Source organism: Clostridium sp. MCC353 (assembly GCF_018785315.1).
Classification (GTDB): domain Bacteria; phylum Bacillota; class Clostridia; order Lachnospirales; family Lachnospiraceae; genus CHH4-2.
The window spans coordinates 40,515-55,334 of the sequence record NZ_WQPN01000006.1; the positions used below are offsets into that span (position 1 = coordinate 40,515).

The following is a 14,820-nucleotide window of genomic DNA, read 5'->3' on the forward strand; positions in this document are numbered from 1 at the left end:
GACATTTTGGGATAAAAATGTTTTCCATTGCCTATTCCCTAAAAACTTGTTAAAATAAAGATAGGAAGCCCAATTGAATCCCTCAACTGCAAAGGAGGCTGTATTTATGAAAACATTGACCAGCTCTGCCAACGAATTTATCAAACAATGCCAATGGACAGATCTTGCGCTTTTAAAATTCTGCCTGTGTGCCATGGGAGTTTTAATCGGATTAGGTGTTTCAAAGAAGAAGAAAAAACCTGTATTTATCGCCGCGCTCGTTATTTTCCTCATCACCTATATACCGGTCATGGCTAAATATCTTCTTGTATTAAGGCGGCATGTTACTGACTGTGTGGAGGACACGTTATGAACCCAATGATATTACTGCAGTTTCAGGGGGCTTGGGAGCGCTTTAAGAATCATCATCCCAAGTTCCCCTTATTTATGAAAGCCGTATCGGAAAACGCCCTCAAGGAGGGCAGCATTATCGAGATCACGGTCACCACCCCTGAAGGCAGGTCATTTCAGTCAAACCTGAAGTTATCCGCGGATGATCTGGAGCTCTTTGAACAAATGAATCAGTTGTTCGGAAAATAAAATGAATGGAACTTTTTAACTATGAACTATTTTGAAAAACACCCCATGATCATGATTGTGATCGGTATAATCGGAATCTCGTTGTCCGCAATTTTTGTGAAGTATTCCCAAGCCCCCTCAGTGATTACAGCCGCCTACCGCCTTCTCTGGACGGTGCTGCTCATGTCGCCGGTGGTTCTGTGTAAAAAAAACAGGAGGGAAGAACTGATAGCCACTAATCCTAAAACAGTGGCATTATGTGCGGTCAGCGGGATTTTTCTGGCCCTCCATTTTGCCATCTGGTTTGAATCTTTAAACCATACCTCTGTGGCCAGTTCCACCACCATCGTATGTACGGAAGTGATCTGGGTTGCGCTGGGATTTTGTCTGTTTATGAAAGGGAAAATATCAAAAGCGGCGGTGCTGGCGATTCTCATAACCATTGCCGGAAGCATTTTAATCGCCCTTTCCGATTCTTCCACCGGGGGCGGGCACCTGTACGGGGATGTGCTGGCCTTTGCGGCTGCCGTATCCGTGGCCGTTTACACGCTGATTGGGCGGGTGGCCAGAACTACCACATCCACCACCATATATACGTACATTGTATACATATTCTCAGCCATAACCCTGGTGCTCATTGCGGTTATGCAGGGGCTTCCGCTGACCGGGTATGGGAGCAGCGGGATCATCGTGGGACTTTTGCTCAGCATCTTTTCCACGATTTTGGGGCACAGCATTTTCAGTTGGTGCCTCAAGTTCCTATCACCGGCATTTGTATCCGCATCCAAGCTGTGTGAGCCTGTGGTAGCCGCATTGTTTGCCGTTGTGCTTTTTCAAGAGATACCAAAGCCGATGCAAATACTCGGCGGAGTCATTATCATCGGAGGAGTTGTTTATTATTCAAGAATAGAATCCCGGTAAAGGAAAACGTGGAGAAGGTTAGCCATCGGGCTAACCTTCTCCACGTTCTTCTTTCTTCCTTTTTTTATATTCCTGAGGCGTCACCCCCGTCCTGTTTTTAAACAGCGTGGAGAAATACTGCACGCTCTGATATCCCAGCCTGGAGGCGATTTCATAAGTTTTCAAATTGGTCATATCCAGCAGCTCCATGGCCCGTTCGACCTTGATCTGCTTGACGGAATCGGAAAATGGCATCCCTGTCTTTTCCTTAAAATACCTGCTGAAATACGAAGGGTTCATATGCAGGTACTCTGCCACCTCCAGAAGGGACAGTTCCTGTTCCACATGGCTTCTCATATATCTCAGGGCGCGGTCTATGGCGCTCCGGCCTTCGCTTTTGGACAAGTCGTCCTCCTGGCTTAAATCCTGCTCCTTTCCCCTGATCTTATCCAGCCTTCGCCTGACCCGGGCCACCTGTTCCATCACTTCGCTTTTCAGGACCGGCTTCACGATATATCCGGCCACTCCCAGCTCAATGGCCTTTTTGGCATACTCAAACTCCTCGTATGCGGTTATGATCAGGAATTCACAGTCCGGCAGCAGCTTTTTCAACTGTTCCACCGCCTGCAGGCCGTCAAATTCCGGCATCCTGATATCGGTCAAAATGATATCGGGCTGGTATTTCAGCGCCAGCTCCACCAATTCCCTTCCGTTTAAAGCGGTGGCCGCCAGCTTGACGCCGCACTCTTCCCAGGGAATCGTATTGGAAATTCCCTGTAGTACGATCTTCTCATCATCAGCAATTATAATCTTATACATTTTCCTCCCCCGGCATCTCTAATACTACTCTCGTCCACTCGTTCCAGACGCTGTCAATGGTAATCGAAGCGTTTCCATGGTAACGCAGCTCCAGCCGTCTGGCAATGTTGACCAGGGCAAAATACTTTTTGCCATCAGCCGTCCCGTCCTTTAACGCCTCCCGTATTTCCAAAAGCACATGTTCTTCAATCCCCTGCCCATTATCCCATATTTCGAAGCGCAGGCGGCCGTTATACAGAGTGCCCGACACTTCGATCTCAGTCATACCTTCCTTATACCTGGCCCCATGCCCGATGGCATTTTCAACCAATGGCTGCAAAATCAGATTTGGTATGCAGAGAGGCAGAATCTCTTCATCGAAGCAAATATGGCATTGGAACTGGTCGGCAAATCTCACCTGCTGAATCCACACATAATACTCCAACTGCTTTAAATTGTCCGCAAGGCAGATATCCTGGTTCCCGTAGTTCAGCGCCGTCTTGTAATAGCCTGCTGTGGCGCACACCATCCGCTCCATGCCCTCATAATCCTTCTGTTCTATCATCCAGATCATGTTGTTGAATATATTGTAGAGGAAATGGGGGTTGATCTGCGACTGGAGCAGCCGGTATTTGAAATCCTCTTTTCTCAGCCGCTCTTCCAGCACCTCCCGCACCAGCCGCTGGAGATTCGCGGCCATGTGGTTGAATCCCTGGAAAATCTCGCCGAACACATCGTCCCTCTGCTCCTCTATGTTCACCCCGAAGGTTCCCTTTTCCATCTCCTTCATGGCGTTCATCAGCACAGCCACGGGCTGGGACATTTTTTTATCGGAAATACGGATGATCACTCCATAGGCCGCCGCAAACAAAAGGATGACCGCCGCCGTACAGGCAGCAACCGGCAGCAGATTGGGGCGCAGGTCGTGTTCTTTGTAAAAACAGTAAACCGATAGCCCGGTTTCTTCCTGCCCCTTTTTGAGGGCCGCGTATTTCGTGCCGTTGTACTGATAACGGTACAGGCGGCCGGACGCATGTTCCATCTGCCTGCCGATCCCCTCCGCCCCCTGCCAGAGGTTAAAATGTTCCTGTTCCATATGTAAGGGCGGCAGATATTCTCCGTTAAAAGAGATCATGGTGCCCTGGGAGCCGTCTCCCGGCGCCAGGTAGTTATACAGCTCGTTCACCGGAATGCCCACACAGAGAATCCCTTCTTTCCGGCCTGTCAAGGTGGAATATACCGGGCGCATCAGCGTCACCACATTTTTATTCCTGTGAAAATAGGGGAGGAAATGGTCCTGATAATCCATGACCCAGCCGCTCCCGTCCGTCTCCCCGGTGATCCTGTCATAATACATCCTGAACTCTTCTTCCAGCCCGTAAAACACCCCTTCGTTGGACGTAACCAGGTTTCCCGGCCCCGACAAATAGATATCCGCCCAGGAAACAGCGCTGACATTGAGCGCCATATTGGCCAGATAGTCCACGCAGTCCCGGTAAAGGAGATAATCCGGCTTGCTCTTATAGTTCTTCATCAGGTTCTGTACCTCAGAGCTGGTCCATATGCTGGACGCTATGGTATCCGCCTCCGCCATGATCCTCTCCGTATAAAACAGGCTTTGGCTCAACTGGCTCTCCTTCTCGTCCCGGATCAGCTTCCTCTCCCGGTAAGTATAATAGCCGATCAGAATCACATTGATGCAGACTGCCGCAATCACCAGAACCGTCAAAAACTGCAAGTAAATCACCCGCATATATGATGTTTTTTTCTTTCCTCCCATACCCCCGCCCCCTCTCATCGTTTCATTATATCAAATGAACCGTATGATTTCACCCGCAGGGGATTTCCAATTTATGTAAATGCCCCCGGGAAATGCCCTGACGCCTGGCAGATATCTGCCAGGCGTCCAGTCTGTCTACTGATTCAGTTCTTTCAGCATGGCGTCTCCGTCAATGCTGTTCCAGAAATTCTTATAATTGTCCATTCCCTCTTCAACCGTAACGCTTCCCAGCACGATTTGTGACACAATCTCTTTCCATGTGCTGGTGATGGATGCGGAGCACTCATCATACAAATCGGATTTACCGGAAGGGATCATATATTTCGGCCCTTTTACTTCCAGCGACTTTTCGATCATTTCCTGCTGGGCAGGAAGAGAGGATTCCAAATCCGCGCTGAGTTTAAACTTCAGGTCGAAATCCCCGATGAAGGAATCGTACAGGAAGGAGTATTTGGGGGAGTAACCGGAATTAGCAGCCTTCTCCGTTGCTTCCAGATAACCGTCTCCATTAATGCTGTAATGTTTTCCTTCCACGCCGATATTAAAGAACGCCGGATACATTTCCGGGTCCATGACCATGGTTTCGATTACGTCAAATGCTTTCTGAGGGTCCTTGCAGTCCGCGGATATGCTGAACGCAATCTGCACGGATTCATTTAGGCATCCGCCGTCGCCGTTTGGCCCGTAGAGACAGTAAATCGGGAACACATCGCTCTCCTTGCCCGCTTTGGCGCTCTCTCTGATATAAGTTGTATAGTTGGTCGTATAATCGATATCGCAGGCGGCCTTTCCAATGTACATGTATTCCCGCATGGTAGCCATTTCCGTGGTGATAAATTCCTGATCCAGTACGCCGGAATCATAGAGTTCCTTCAGATAATTAAGGGCTTCTGCCATCTGGGGTTCCTGGAATCCGTCCACGTATTCACCGGCCTCATTTTTATACACTCCCGCATAGGCACCAAAGGAGTTCATAAAAAATTGGAAGTTATCTATAAATTTAGGAAAACTGAATGGGATGATGCCCGTGCCTTTCAGTTTCTGCATTTCCGTCATAAATTCTTCTGTGGTAGGCGTGTTGGAAAGCTCAATTCCGTACTGTTCCATGATATCCTTTCTCAGAAACAGGACCTTCATCTTTGGATTCACATAGGGCACATGGTAAATCTGGCCGTCAATGGCCAGGGCATCATATAAATCCTGGCTGATGGTGGACAGCTTTTCCGAATTTTTGATATAATCATTCAGGCAGAGGACTTTTCCCCTGGCCGCATAGTTGGGAAGACGGGTCATAGCCTGTGACACGTAGAAGATATCCGGCACATCGCCGCCTGATATCATGGTTTCCAGCTTGTCATTGTAGCTGGAACTGGGCGGGATGATCGCTTTGATCTCGGTTCCCGTCTTTTCCTCCAGCATATCGATCACCGCCTGCTGCAGCTCCGGATCCGTGCTCAGTCCAAATGTGTTGTCCGATGAGCACAGGGTCAGAGAAACCGGCTTTTGCTCCTTCTCCGAAACCGCCCCAGAGGTCTGTCCGGCAGACGCTCCCGAAGTCCCTTTTGGCGGCTCTGCCCCGCCTTTTGCACATCCGCCCAAAGCGGCCGCGGACAATGTAACCGCCAGTGCTGCTGCTGTCATTTTTCTGATTACTCTCATATCATTTCCCCTTTTCCTTTTTATTCTTTAACTGAACCCAGCATCAATCCCGTAACAAAATATCTCTGTACAAACGGATAAATGATGAGCACAGGAAGCATCCCCAAAACCATGACCGCCATTTTGGTGTTATCGTAAACCACGTTATTTTCCCCGAGGGAACCGTCTCCCTGGAAGACCAGCGCCCGCAGCATGACCTGCAGCGTATATTTTTCACTGCTGTTGATGAACATCACCGCCTCCGTATACCGGTTCCAGAAGGATACGAAGTAGAACAGGGTGACCGCCGCCAGAATGGGAACGGAAACCGGCAGGACGATTTTCAACAGCACCGCGATATCATTGCACCCGTCCAGCCTGGCTGATTCCATCAGGCTCTCCGGGATGGATGACATATAGTTTTTCACAATTATCAAATTAAATGTAGAAACCACGAACGGCAGAATCAGGGAAAGATAGGAATCGATCAGCCCCAGATTCTTAATCAGCACATAAAACGGCATGATCCCTGCTTCAAATACCAGCGTAATGGATACCGCCCTCATAAAAAACCGGCGGAACACCAGCTTTTTCTGGGCCAGGGCAAATCCCAGCGGAACCGTGACCGCCATGGCCGCCGCCGTGCCTCCCACCGCCACCAGAAGCGAATTATAAAATCCCTTCATATAGCCGCTGGACAGCACTTTTGCATAGTTTTTAAATGTAATGGTTCTCGGCATCATCAGATAGACGCCCCCCATCACATCCTTATCTTCCGCCAGGGATGTGATGACGATGTTCCAGATGGGAAGCACCACAATCGTACAGACCGCCGCCAGGAACATGCCGTTGAAAATCCGGTATCCAATCCTCCATTTAGATTCTTTGATTCTTCTTTTACTCACTGCTTGTTTCATCTCCCGCTTTCCCTCCTAAAGAATTGAATCATCCAGAAAACGCTTGCTGAACCAGTTAGTCCCCAGCACCAGGCACAGGCTGACGATTCCCGTAAACAGGCTGATGGCAGTTCCATAACCGATATTTCCTGAAAGGATTCCCTCCCTGTACGCATAAGTCTGGAGCACATCGCTGGCAGAATACACGGAAGCGTTATACATAACCAGAACCTGTTCAAAGATCAGGAGCACATGGGACAGGTTTAAAAGCAGCATGGTCACTATGGTACCCTTTATGCTGGGAATGGTAATATACCACACCTGGCGGAATCTGTCGCAGCCGTCAATGGCGGCCGCCTCATAGAGCTGGGGATCCACTGTGGATAAAGTGGCTACATAGATCACCGCTCCATACCCCATCTGCCTCCAGATATAGGAAACGATCAGCACCAGCCGGAACCAATGGGGATCTGCCATAAAATAAATGGGATCATGGCCGAAATACTGTAAAAGCTGGTTTACGGCCCCTCCTGACGGCGAAAGCAGGGTTACAAACACGCATCCCACCACGACCCAGGAAAAAAAATAAGGTATGTAAATCATAAACTGCACAGACCGTTTCATAAACAATGATTTCAATTCATTAATCATCAGAGCGACCAGCAGCGGAAACGGAAAATAAAAAATGATATTGCACAGGCTGATGATGATCGTATTTTTAAATGAATTCCAGAATACGGTCGACCGGAACAGCCGGCTGAAATTCCGTATTCCCACAAAATCCACCGTCTTTTTGAAGCCATAGTTTGTGAACGCGAGGGCCAGGCCGGTATAGGTAGCATATTTAAAAATCAGGAACCACAGGATTCCGGGAAGCATCATGAGCAGCAGATACCTCTGGGCATACATGGTTTTCCATATACTTTTCTTCTCTTTCATTTCTTGTCTCCTCTTCACTTTTTCTGTCGACACAATCATTGTACAATAGTTTCAAGCGGGCAGAAACATCACATTTTTTACATTTTGTTCGTTATTTTTACCTCCTTTTTAAGTTCCTGCAAAAGGCTTGACACCGCGTCTTTCCTGCTGTTATATTTTTGTTCAACACAATACAGAAAGGAAAGGGATATACATGCGGCCATCCAAACGTTCCCTGCCCCTGTGGAAATCAACCACCTTCGGGCAGTCCACAGACTTAAATTTTCATACCGGAGTCCTGCCTGGGAAAACAGGCGTAAATGACGTGCGGCCGTTCGGGCAGACGGTTCCTCTGGTTCCTGAAGCGCCGGCTCCCGCTCAGGATATCATCATCGAATCAAGGGGCGGGAAGATCCAGCCGGTCCACGACGGGCTCACTTTTTACTATACGGAAATACCGGCTACACAAAACTTCATCCTGAGCGCTGACATTACCCTGCTCCAGCTCGGCCCCGAGGATCATACGGCCCCCAACGGTCAGGAGGCCTGCGGAATCATGATCCGCGATGTAAACGGGCCCCAAAGGCAGGACCCGTTCATTCCCGGCTATGAAGAATATCCGGCTGCCAGCAATATGGTCATGCTGGATTTTGTCGCCTCCGGACGGACATCCAATTCTCCGGCATCCCTGCAGGCAGCGGCCCGGTACGGGGTGTTTGATCCATCCGGCAACAGCGGCGTCAGTTTTCTCACCCGGACGCTGGAGCCGGATTTTGCCCGCCCTGCCTCTCCGGATGGTAGCGGACAATACCAGGCGGCGGCCCGCCTGTGCCTGGAACGGAATGATACCGGTTTCCTTCTTTCTTACCAAGGTCCGGATCAGGAGGAAATCAAAACCTTTTCCTTTGATGACCCCCAAATTGCCCCTAACATCATGACAGCCATCGATTCCGGACGGATGTATGCCGGATTTTTCGCCGCCCGGAATGCCCGGATGGAGGTTCGGAATATTTCCCTCACGTTTCTCCCGTGTACATCGGCAGCCCTCACGCCTCCGAAGCGGTTTCAGGCCCCGGCGGTCCCGGCTCTGATCCGCACCTCCCCGGACTGGTGCAATAACGGCAGTTACTGCGTGTCCGTCATGGCCAGCGTCTCTGGACGTCTCACCATAAAGGCAGGAGGCAGAACAGAATGCAGTTTCATGCCTGTAACTCCCGGCATCCAGACACAGCACATGATCCCGGTCATCAGCGCCCATACCATGGTTTCCGTTATTTTTACAACAGAGGACGGTGCGTCCCTGTGTGAAGAAATGACCGTCACACGCGGACATTTCAGCCATGACTTATATGTATCCCCCAATGGCTCTGATCTGGGAAGCGGCTGCCCTGACGATCCGTTATCCATGGACGAGGCCGTACAGAGGCTGGTTCCCGGCGGCACTCTCCATATGCTTCCGGGCGTTTACCCTCCTGTCAGAATCCCCATGACCGCATCCGGCACTCCCACAGACCCCAAAAAGATCAGAACGGAGGGGCCGGTCATCATCCGGCCTTCTTCCAGCCATGATGTACTGTTCTCCCTGGATTCCAATTATTGGGATATAAGCGGCCTGGAACTGGACGGAAAAAGCCAGTTTGGCATATCCGGCTTTTTTATTCACGGGAGCCATAATGTGATTTCAGACTGCCGGGTGCACCATACCATGACCCCGGCCAGGGACGCTGGTTTCATGGTCAGCACCATCCGGCCCCAGAAAGCATTCTGGCCCTCCTATAACCGTCTGATCCGCTGTGAATCCTACGAAAACCGCGATAAAACGAATCAGAACGCGGACGGCTTCGCATGCAGGACCGGGGCGGGGGACGGGAATTGTTTTATAAGCTGCCTGTCCCACGATAATTCTGACGATGGCTTTGACCTTTACAACAACATAAACGACGGCCCTAACGGCCCGGTTCTGCTGGAAAACTGCATTGCCTACCGAAACCACTGCAATGGGTTTAAGCTGGGCGGAGAAGGCCGGGAGGCCGCCCACACCGTCCATAACTGCATTTCTTTTGAGAACGGGTTAAATGGGTTCAGCGATAATTTCAATCCCGGCCAACTGCTTGTGGAACACAATACCGCATATGATAACGGCCAGTATAATTTCCTGTTCCGGCCCAGCCCTTATAAAAAGGGGCCTGACGGAGAGCCGGTTTCTGACTGCATCCTCATTGGAAATCTGTCCTTTTATACCGGAGCGGCAGAAGAACAGGAAGAACGGCCCCGTGATTATGTATCATCGCTGCATCAGGATGGCAACCGGTTTATCCTTTGATTGAGAGGGGTTTTAGGACATGAAATGTAATAGTTCAGACGGCTCATCTTCTTGACCGAAAAGGCCGGTCAGGAAGCATCGGATGCCCATCCGATGCGAAAAATGATAAAGAAAACTGCTTACAAGCGGGCTTGACGCAGTTTTCTTTATCATTTTTCCCGCCGTCTGAACTGTTGCTATAAAATAAAGAAGAGGACTGCTGCATGTCACATTCGCGTCATGCAGCAGTCCTCTTCTTTACGATATTCTACTCACCAAATTCCGTTTCCAGCCCCTTAAACGGATAATTCTTATCACCCGTCTTCTGCCCTAAAAACTGCTCTTTTATCGTCTTCCCCACCAGTTCAATTTCACCAAAAAGCTCCTGCGCCGACATCCGTTTGGCGCCCTGGCCCCATATGATAAGCTGTTCCAGGGCATCCGATGTGGCAACAGTCACGTGATATTTCTTCCCGATCTGATGGACCGTTTTTTCAATATACTGATCCGCCGTCTCCGCCTCTTTCGTATAGACCACGAAGATATTATGGTACGGCTGGACTTCCCCTGGATTGCCCTTTACCTTATAGGCGTCGAATACCAGAATCACCGTATTCTTTACATACCCCTGGTAATTGCAGAGAATGTCCATCAGGCGGCCCCTGGCGCCTTCAATATTGTCTTTTGCCAGCTCCTTCAGTTCCGGCCAGGCGAAGATTATATTGTAGCCGTCCACCAGCAGGTATTCTTCGGCATTTACCGGTTTACTGGGTTTGTACTGGTAATTGCGTACCCTGGGCGGGCTTTCCGGGCGGTTAAAACGGTTCCTCTCCCGTTTTATCGGTCCGTAAGTCCGTTCAAATATGGCGTCCAGCTCTTCCGGGTCCGCCCATCCGGCTTCTACGGAACGGTAAGCGGGTTCCTGCCTCATTTCCGGCTTCTGCCGCCCCCGGCCCAGATTCAGCCCGCTGTCCAGATGGGCATATTCTTCCACCTGATCCCAGCTCACCACAAATCCCGCCCCATGGGAGCAGAACACGGAGCCGGTGGGATTTTCCGCGTCCTTTTCCGAATCATAACCGATGGCTGCGATCACCTCCTGGGCATTATGGCAGGGTTCATAGCCCCGCAGCGAGCAGAACAGGCGGCCTCTTCCCCTTGAATAAGACGTCACTTCCGTCTGATAATCCCGCATGGCCACTACGGGAGCAGTGCCCTTCAGCACCGTCATATCCCCGTCTGTCACCGGGTCCTGAAATGTGCCGTACATCTTCTGGATATCCGTCATCGCCCGCCCCACCTGCTCCGTGGGAATCTCCAGGTTAAATTCATAGACCGGCTCCAGCAAAATGCTCCTGGCCCGTTTCAGCCCGTGGCGGACAGCCCTATAGGTGGCCTGGCGGAAATCCCCGCCCTCCGTATGCTTCTGATGGGCCCTTCCTGCCACAAGGGTGATCTTCATATCCGTAATTTCCGAACCGGTCAGAACTCCCGGATGAATCCGTTCTTCCAAATGGGTCAGAACCAGCCTCTGCCAGTTCCGGTCCAGCATGTCCTCGCTGCAGGCGCTGGCAAACTGCAGCCCGCTGCCCTCTTCCCCCGGTTCCAGAAGCAGATGGACTTCCGCGTAATGCCGGAGAGGTTCAAAATGTCCGATCCCCTCCACCGGTTCCCCGATGGTTTCTTTATATACAATGCTTCCCGTTCCAAATTCCACGCTGACGCCAAACCGTTCCAGGATCAGGCTTTTTAAAATCTCGATCTGGACTTCCCCCATCACCTGGGCGTGGATTTCATCTACGGATTCTTTCCATACGATGTGGAGTTCCGGCTCTTCTTCCTCCAGCTGTCTGAGCTTGCCAAGCATGCTGTGCACATCACAGCCTTCGGGAAGCTGTATCTGATAGGTGAGAACCGGCTCCAAAAGCGGCACCTGCGCCTCTTCCTCACAGCCCAGCCCCTGCCCGCTGAATGTTTTACCCAGGCCCAGAACCGCACAGACCGTTCCGGGGCCTGCTTCCTCCACAGCCTGAAACCCGGAACCGGAATAAATCCTGATCTGATCCGCCTTTTCTTCCCATGGCTCCCCATTTTTATCGCTGCCCTTTATGGGCATTTTAACTTTCAGGCTCCCGCCTGTGATTTTCATATAGGTCAGGCGGTTTCCCTGTCCGTCTCTGGCTATTTTAAACACCCTGGCTCCAAACTCTTTTGGATATTGGGGATAGAGGGTATATTCCTCAAACCCCTGTAAAAATTCTTCCACGCCAGTGAGTTTAAGGGCGGAACCGAAAAAGCAGGGGAAAATCATCCTGGTCGCGATCCCATAGGCAATTTCAGGCGTTTCCAGTGTTCCGGTTTCCAGATACTGTTCCATCAGCCCTTCTTCGCACATGGCCAGATTCTCCAGGAACAGTTCCCGGTCCTGATCCCGGCCGAAATCCACACATTTTTCATCCAGCCGCTTTTTTAATTCATCCATCAAAGCCTGACGGTCCGTTCCTTCCTGATCCATTTTATTGATGAATAGAAAAACGGGGATTTCATACCGCTTTAACAGTCTCCAAAGCGTCTGGACATGGCCCTGAACCCCGTCCGCGCCGCTGATTACCAGCACCGCGTAATCCAGCACCTGCAAAGTCCGTTCCATCTCCGCCGAAAAATCCACATGGCCCGGCGTATCCAAAAGCGTGACCTGCTTCTGCCCCACGGTTACCTGGGCCTGCTTTGCAAAAATGGTGATCCCCCTGGAACGCTCCAGCTCATAGGTGTCCAAAAACGCGTCTTTATGATCCACCCGGCCCATTTTGCGGATATTCCCGCATGTATATAAAATGCTCTCCGCCAGCGTAGTTTTCCCTGCGTCCACGTGGGCGAGGATGCCGGCACAGATATGTGTTTTATATTGATTGTCTGGTTTATTTTCGTGAGTATCTGGCATCGAAAATACCCCTTTCTCTTGTTTATAATCCTGTAAATTATAACATAGGGAGGAACATAAGTCGATAATACTTCTATTTCCATCCTCAATTTGTGTAACAGTTTTCTTTATCACTTTTCACATCGGATGGACATCCGATGCTTCTTGACCGGCCTTTTCAGTCAAGAAGATGAGCCGTCTGAACTATTACCAATTTATAATTATTATTTCAGTACTTAACATTCTGATACAAAAAGCCCGGATCTCCTTGCGTATTTAAGGAAAACCAGGCCTTAACAAATTACTCATAACCGAACTCCCGCACTTCTCATAAAATAATATAAATCCTCACATTTAACATTAAACATTTTGGCAATATCAGGTATTTTAGGTCTATTTGTTGCATTTGATATGATTCCCAATGGTTTCTCAAAGGTAATAATCGTATACCCATATGTAGATGCTGCTGCTATAAGCCACGGATCAGCAACCGTCTCTTTAGACCACTCTCTTAACGCTCTCTCTGTATACTTCTCACTAGTTTGAATATAATTCAATATATTTGCATAAACTCGCAATACATCAGAACTCTTCCTGCTACATACATTCAATTCCTCAATTGATTTTAACCAAGCTGTTAATTCATCATCTCCTTTCAGGATTTCAGCTTTAACGGAATCTAATATTGCCACGCTCTCAGTAGATAATAACGGAACTAGCTGGCGCCAAAATCCTGGTGCCAAATCAAACGGATAGAAGTTTTCATACGGTGTGATTAGTGAATTAGCATCCAGTAAAAATTTTTCCTCTACCATCTAACACCTCCAATCTCATCAGCAAGTCTGGAAAATGTCTTCCTATTAGTATTCGTCAGCCTATAAGCGTCCGTGTACTGAGTTCTTCCTTCTTTCGCACTGCCCGCTAATGCCCTAATAAATCTGTGATCCAGCTTAGCCCCCATATTTTTATAATAGTCACCGCCGGAACTCTTTTTATTCCTCTGCTCCTGCCACTTTTTATAATCTAAAGTTAATTGATCTACCAAATCTGCATAGCTTTTTTTAGAAATAAAAGAGCTGTCCAATGCTTTACGAACAATCACATACTGGCTGCATTTAAAGTATTTAGCTAAATCAGCTACCTTATCACGCATATCTAAGGTTTGTTCTTTCCACTTTTTGTAAAACAGTTTTTGAGGTACAAGTATTTCTGCTGCTGTTTCATTGCAGACTTTCTCCAAAGAACTTACATTCTCAGTATTTCCAAACTGGTCATTATATAAACTCTCTGTGCCTGTCCATATATGTGCCAGCTCATGCAAAAGAGAGAATATCTTTCCCCCCTCCGTATCGCATGTATTAATAAAAACCAGAGGCGCATATCTGTCTATTAGCGTAAATGCTCTAAATTCACTTATCGACAATTTTCTACGAGTGTTCTGACCTACTATACCACTCATCATCACCAGAATGCCCGCATTTTCACATCTTTCTCTTAGATATTTAAAAGATCCGGTAATTGAATCAGTCTGATTAAACCAATCCTCTTCCAGATTCAAAACTCTTCTAATATCGTCCACAATATCATCTTTATTTGCTTCTTTATTATATTTTCCCACAAAGGACAGCTCTTCTGCCCCATTATCTCTTAAAAATCCTTTCATCCATTCCTGCGCGTCCGACATCGCATCAACTGTATCAAGCAAATTTCGGCTCGGTTCTTGCAGTCCCATACTTTCAACAGTACGAAATTCAATAATTTTACATTCATCTTCAGGAGGGGTTTTTAAAAAGAAATAGCCAAATGGAATATTAATTTTCTTGCTTACATCTTCAATTTGGTTAAAAGTAGGCACTTTTTCACCAGACTGCCACTTCAAGAGCAATTCCACTACAGAATTGTTTACATCATAAAACTGTACTTTCTGTATCATCCAATTTAAAATACTTGGTTCAATCTTTAAATTCATTCCAGCCATGGCGTCACCTCCTCTTAACTATATTATATGCGTTTTTTCTTAGTCTAGCAATCGATTTTTTACGGCAATATTTTCGCAGATATTTAAAAAAGCGCCGGTTCAAGCCTAACTCGAAACCGGCGCCATAAAGGG

At 48.6% G+C, this 14,820-nt stretch carries 12 protein-coding genes; 4 read left to right on the forward strand and 8 right to left on the reverse strand.

The window, feature by feature from the left end; translation table 11 throughout:
• The first annotated feature begins 106 nt into the window (after positions 1-106).
• Genes GPL15_RS01400 through GPL15_RS01410 form a run of 3 tightly spaced genes read left to right on the forward strand, consistent with a single transcriptional unit; the run spans position 107 to position 1,479 of the window.
• The gene (locus GPL15_RS01400) at positions 107-352 is read left to right on the forward strand and encodes a permease of phosphate ABC transporter (protein ID WP_215695241.1); all 246 of its coding nucleotides are present in this window, start codon (positions 107-109) and stop codon (positions 350-352) included.
• Positions 349-579, forward strand: coding sequence for a hypothetical protein (locus GPL15_RS01405; protein WP_215695242.1), 231 nt, complete (start codon positions 349-351; stop codon positions 577-579). Before GPL15_RS01400 ends, GPL15_RS01405 begins: the two co-directional genes overlap by 4 nt.
• A gap of 21 nt (positions 580-600) precedes the next feature.
• Positions 601-1,479 (forward strand): DMT family transporter, encoded by an 879-nt coding sequence (locus GPL15_RS01410; protein WP_215695243.1) that lies wholly within the window; start codon positions 601-603, stop codon positions 1,477-1,479.
• Positions 1,480-1,509: 30 nt separating this feature from the next.
• Here the strand turns inward: GPL15_RS01410 and GPL15_RS01415 are convergent, their stop codons facing one another.
• The 5 genes from GPL15_RS01415 to GPL15_RS01435 all read right to left on the reverse strand — a co-directional run bounded on the left by GPL15_RS01415 (position 1,510) and on the right by GPL15_RS01435 (position 7,509).
• Entirely contained in the window at positions 1,510-2,277 is a 768-nt protein-coding gene (locus tag GPL15_RS01415) for a response regulator (protein ID WP_215695244.1), read from the reverse strand.
• Positions 2,270-4,036 carry a sensor histidine kinase gene (locus GPL15_RS01420; RefSeq protein ID WP_215695245.1) on the reverse strand — a complete coding sequence of 589 codons (1,767 nt, stop codon included), beginning with the start codon at positions 4,034-4,036 and terminating at the stop codon, positions 2,270-2,272. Before GPL15_RS01420 ends, GPL15_RS01415 begins: the two co-directional genes overlap by 8 nt.
• A gap of 135 nt (positions 4,037-4,171) precedes the next feature.
• Positions 4,172-5,695 (reverse strand): extracellular solute-binding protein, encoded by a 1,524-nt coding sequence (locus GPL15_RS01425; RefSeq protein WP_215695246.1) that lies wholly within the window; start codon positions 5,693-5,695, stop codon positions 4,172-4,174.
• A gap of 20 nt (positions 5,696-5,715) precedes the next feature.
• Positions 5,716-6,591 carry a carbohydrate ABC transporter permease gene (locus tag GPL15_RS01430; RefSeq protein ID WP_215695247.1) on the reverse strand — a complete coding sequence of 292 codons (876 nt, stop codon included), beginning with the start codon at positions 6,589-6,591 and terminating at the stop codon, positions 5,716-5,718.
• A 15-nt stretch (positions 6,592-6,606) separates the two neighbouring features.
• Positions 6,607-7,509 (reverse strand): ABC transporter permease subunit, encoded by a 903-nt coding sequence (locus GPL15_RS01435; RefSeq protein WP_215695248.1) that lies wholly within the window; start codon positions 7,507-7,509, stop codon positions 6,607-6,609.
• Between the two features lie 193 nt (positions 7,510-7,702).
• Here GPL15_RS01435 and GPL15_RS01440 point away from each other — a divergent pair, with 193 nt between their 5' ends.
• Complete coding sequence (locus tag GPL15_RS01440; protein ID WP_215695249.1) at positions 7,703-9,811, forward strand: right-handed parallel beta-helix repeat-containing protein; 2,109 nt, start codon at positions 7,703-7,705, stop codon at positions 9,809-9,811.
• Positions 9,812-10,058: 247 nt separating this feature from the next.
• Here the strand turns inward: GPL15_RS01440 and GPL15_RS01445 are convergent, their stop codons facing one another.
• The 3 genes from GPL15_RS01445 to GPL15_RS01455 form a co-directional block, all read right to left on the reverse strand.
• Positions 10,059-12,731, reverse strand: a complete 2,673-nt coding sequence (locus tag GPL15_RS01445; protein ID WP_215695250.1) for a TetM/TetW/TetO/TetS family tetracycline resistance ribosomal protection protein — start codon at positions 12,729-12,731, stop codon at positions 10,059-10,061.
• 284 nt (positions 12,732-13,015) lie between these two features.
• On the reverse strand, positions 13,016-13,525 hold the full coding sequence (locus tag GPL15_RS01450; protein WP_215695251.1) for a DUF4411 family protein: 510 nt from the start codon (positions 13,523-13,525) through the stop codon (positions 13,016-13,018).
• On the reverse strand, positions 13,519-14,688 hold the full coding sequence (locus tag GPL15_RS01455) for an ImmA/IrrE family metallo-endopeptidase (RefSeq protein ID WP_215695252.1): 1,170 nt from the start codon (positions 14,686-14,688) through the stop codon (positions 13,519-13,521). The genes GPL15_RS01450 and GPL15_RS01455 overlap by 7 nt, the downstream gene beginning before the upstream one ends.
• Positions 14,689-14,820: the final 132 nt, after the last annotated feature.

Coding starts and splice junctions, on each gene's coding strand:
- GPL15_RS01400 (WP_215695241.1), top strand. CDS start 107: ATGAAAACATTGACCAGCTCTGCCAACGAATTTATCAAACAATGCCAA.
- GPL15_RS01405 (WP_215695242.1), top strand. CDS start 349: ATGAACCCAATGATATTACTGCAGTTTCAGGGGGCTTGGGAGCGCTTT.
- GPL15_RS01410 (WP_215695243.1), top strand. CDS start 601: ATGAACTATTTTGAAAAACACCCCATGATCATGATTGTGATCGGTATA.
- GPL15_RS01415 (WP_215695244.1), bottom strand. CDS start 2,277: ATGTATAAGATTATAATTGCTGATGATGAGAAGATCGTACTACAGGGA.
- GPL15_RS01420 (WP_215695245.1), bottom strand. CDS start 4,036: ATGGGAGGAAAGAAAAAAACATCATATATGCGGGTGATTTACTTGCAG.
- GPL15_RS01425 (WP_215695246.1), bottom strand. CDS start 5,695: ATGAGAGTAATCAGAAAAATGACAGCAGCAGCACTGGCGGTTACATTG.
- GPL15_RS01430 (WP_215695247.1), bottom strand. CDS start 6,591: ATGAAACAAGCAGTGAGTAAAAGAAGAATCAAAGAATCTAAATGGAGG.
- GPL15_RS01435 (WP_215695248.1), bottom strand. CDS start 7,509: ATGAAAGAGAAGAAAAGTATATGGAAAACCATGTATGCCCAGAGGTAT.
- GPL15_RS01440 (WP_215695249.1), top strand. CDS start 7,703: ATGCGGCCATCCAAACGTTCCCTGCCCCTGTGGAAATCAACCACCTTC.
- GPL15_RS01445 (WP_215695250.1), bottom strand. CDS start 12,731: ATGCCAGATACTCACGAAAATAAACCAGACAATCAATATAAAACACAT.
- GPL15_RS01450 (WP_215695251.1), bottom strand. CDS start 13,525: ATGGTAGAGGAAAAATTTTTACTGGATGCTAATTCACTAATCACACCG.
- GPL15_RS01455 (WP_215695252.1), bottom strand. CDS start 14,688: ATGGCTGGAATGAATTTAAAGATTGAACCAAGTATTTTAAATTGGATG.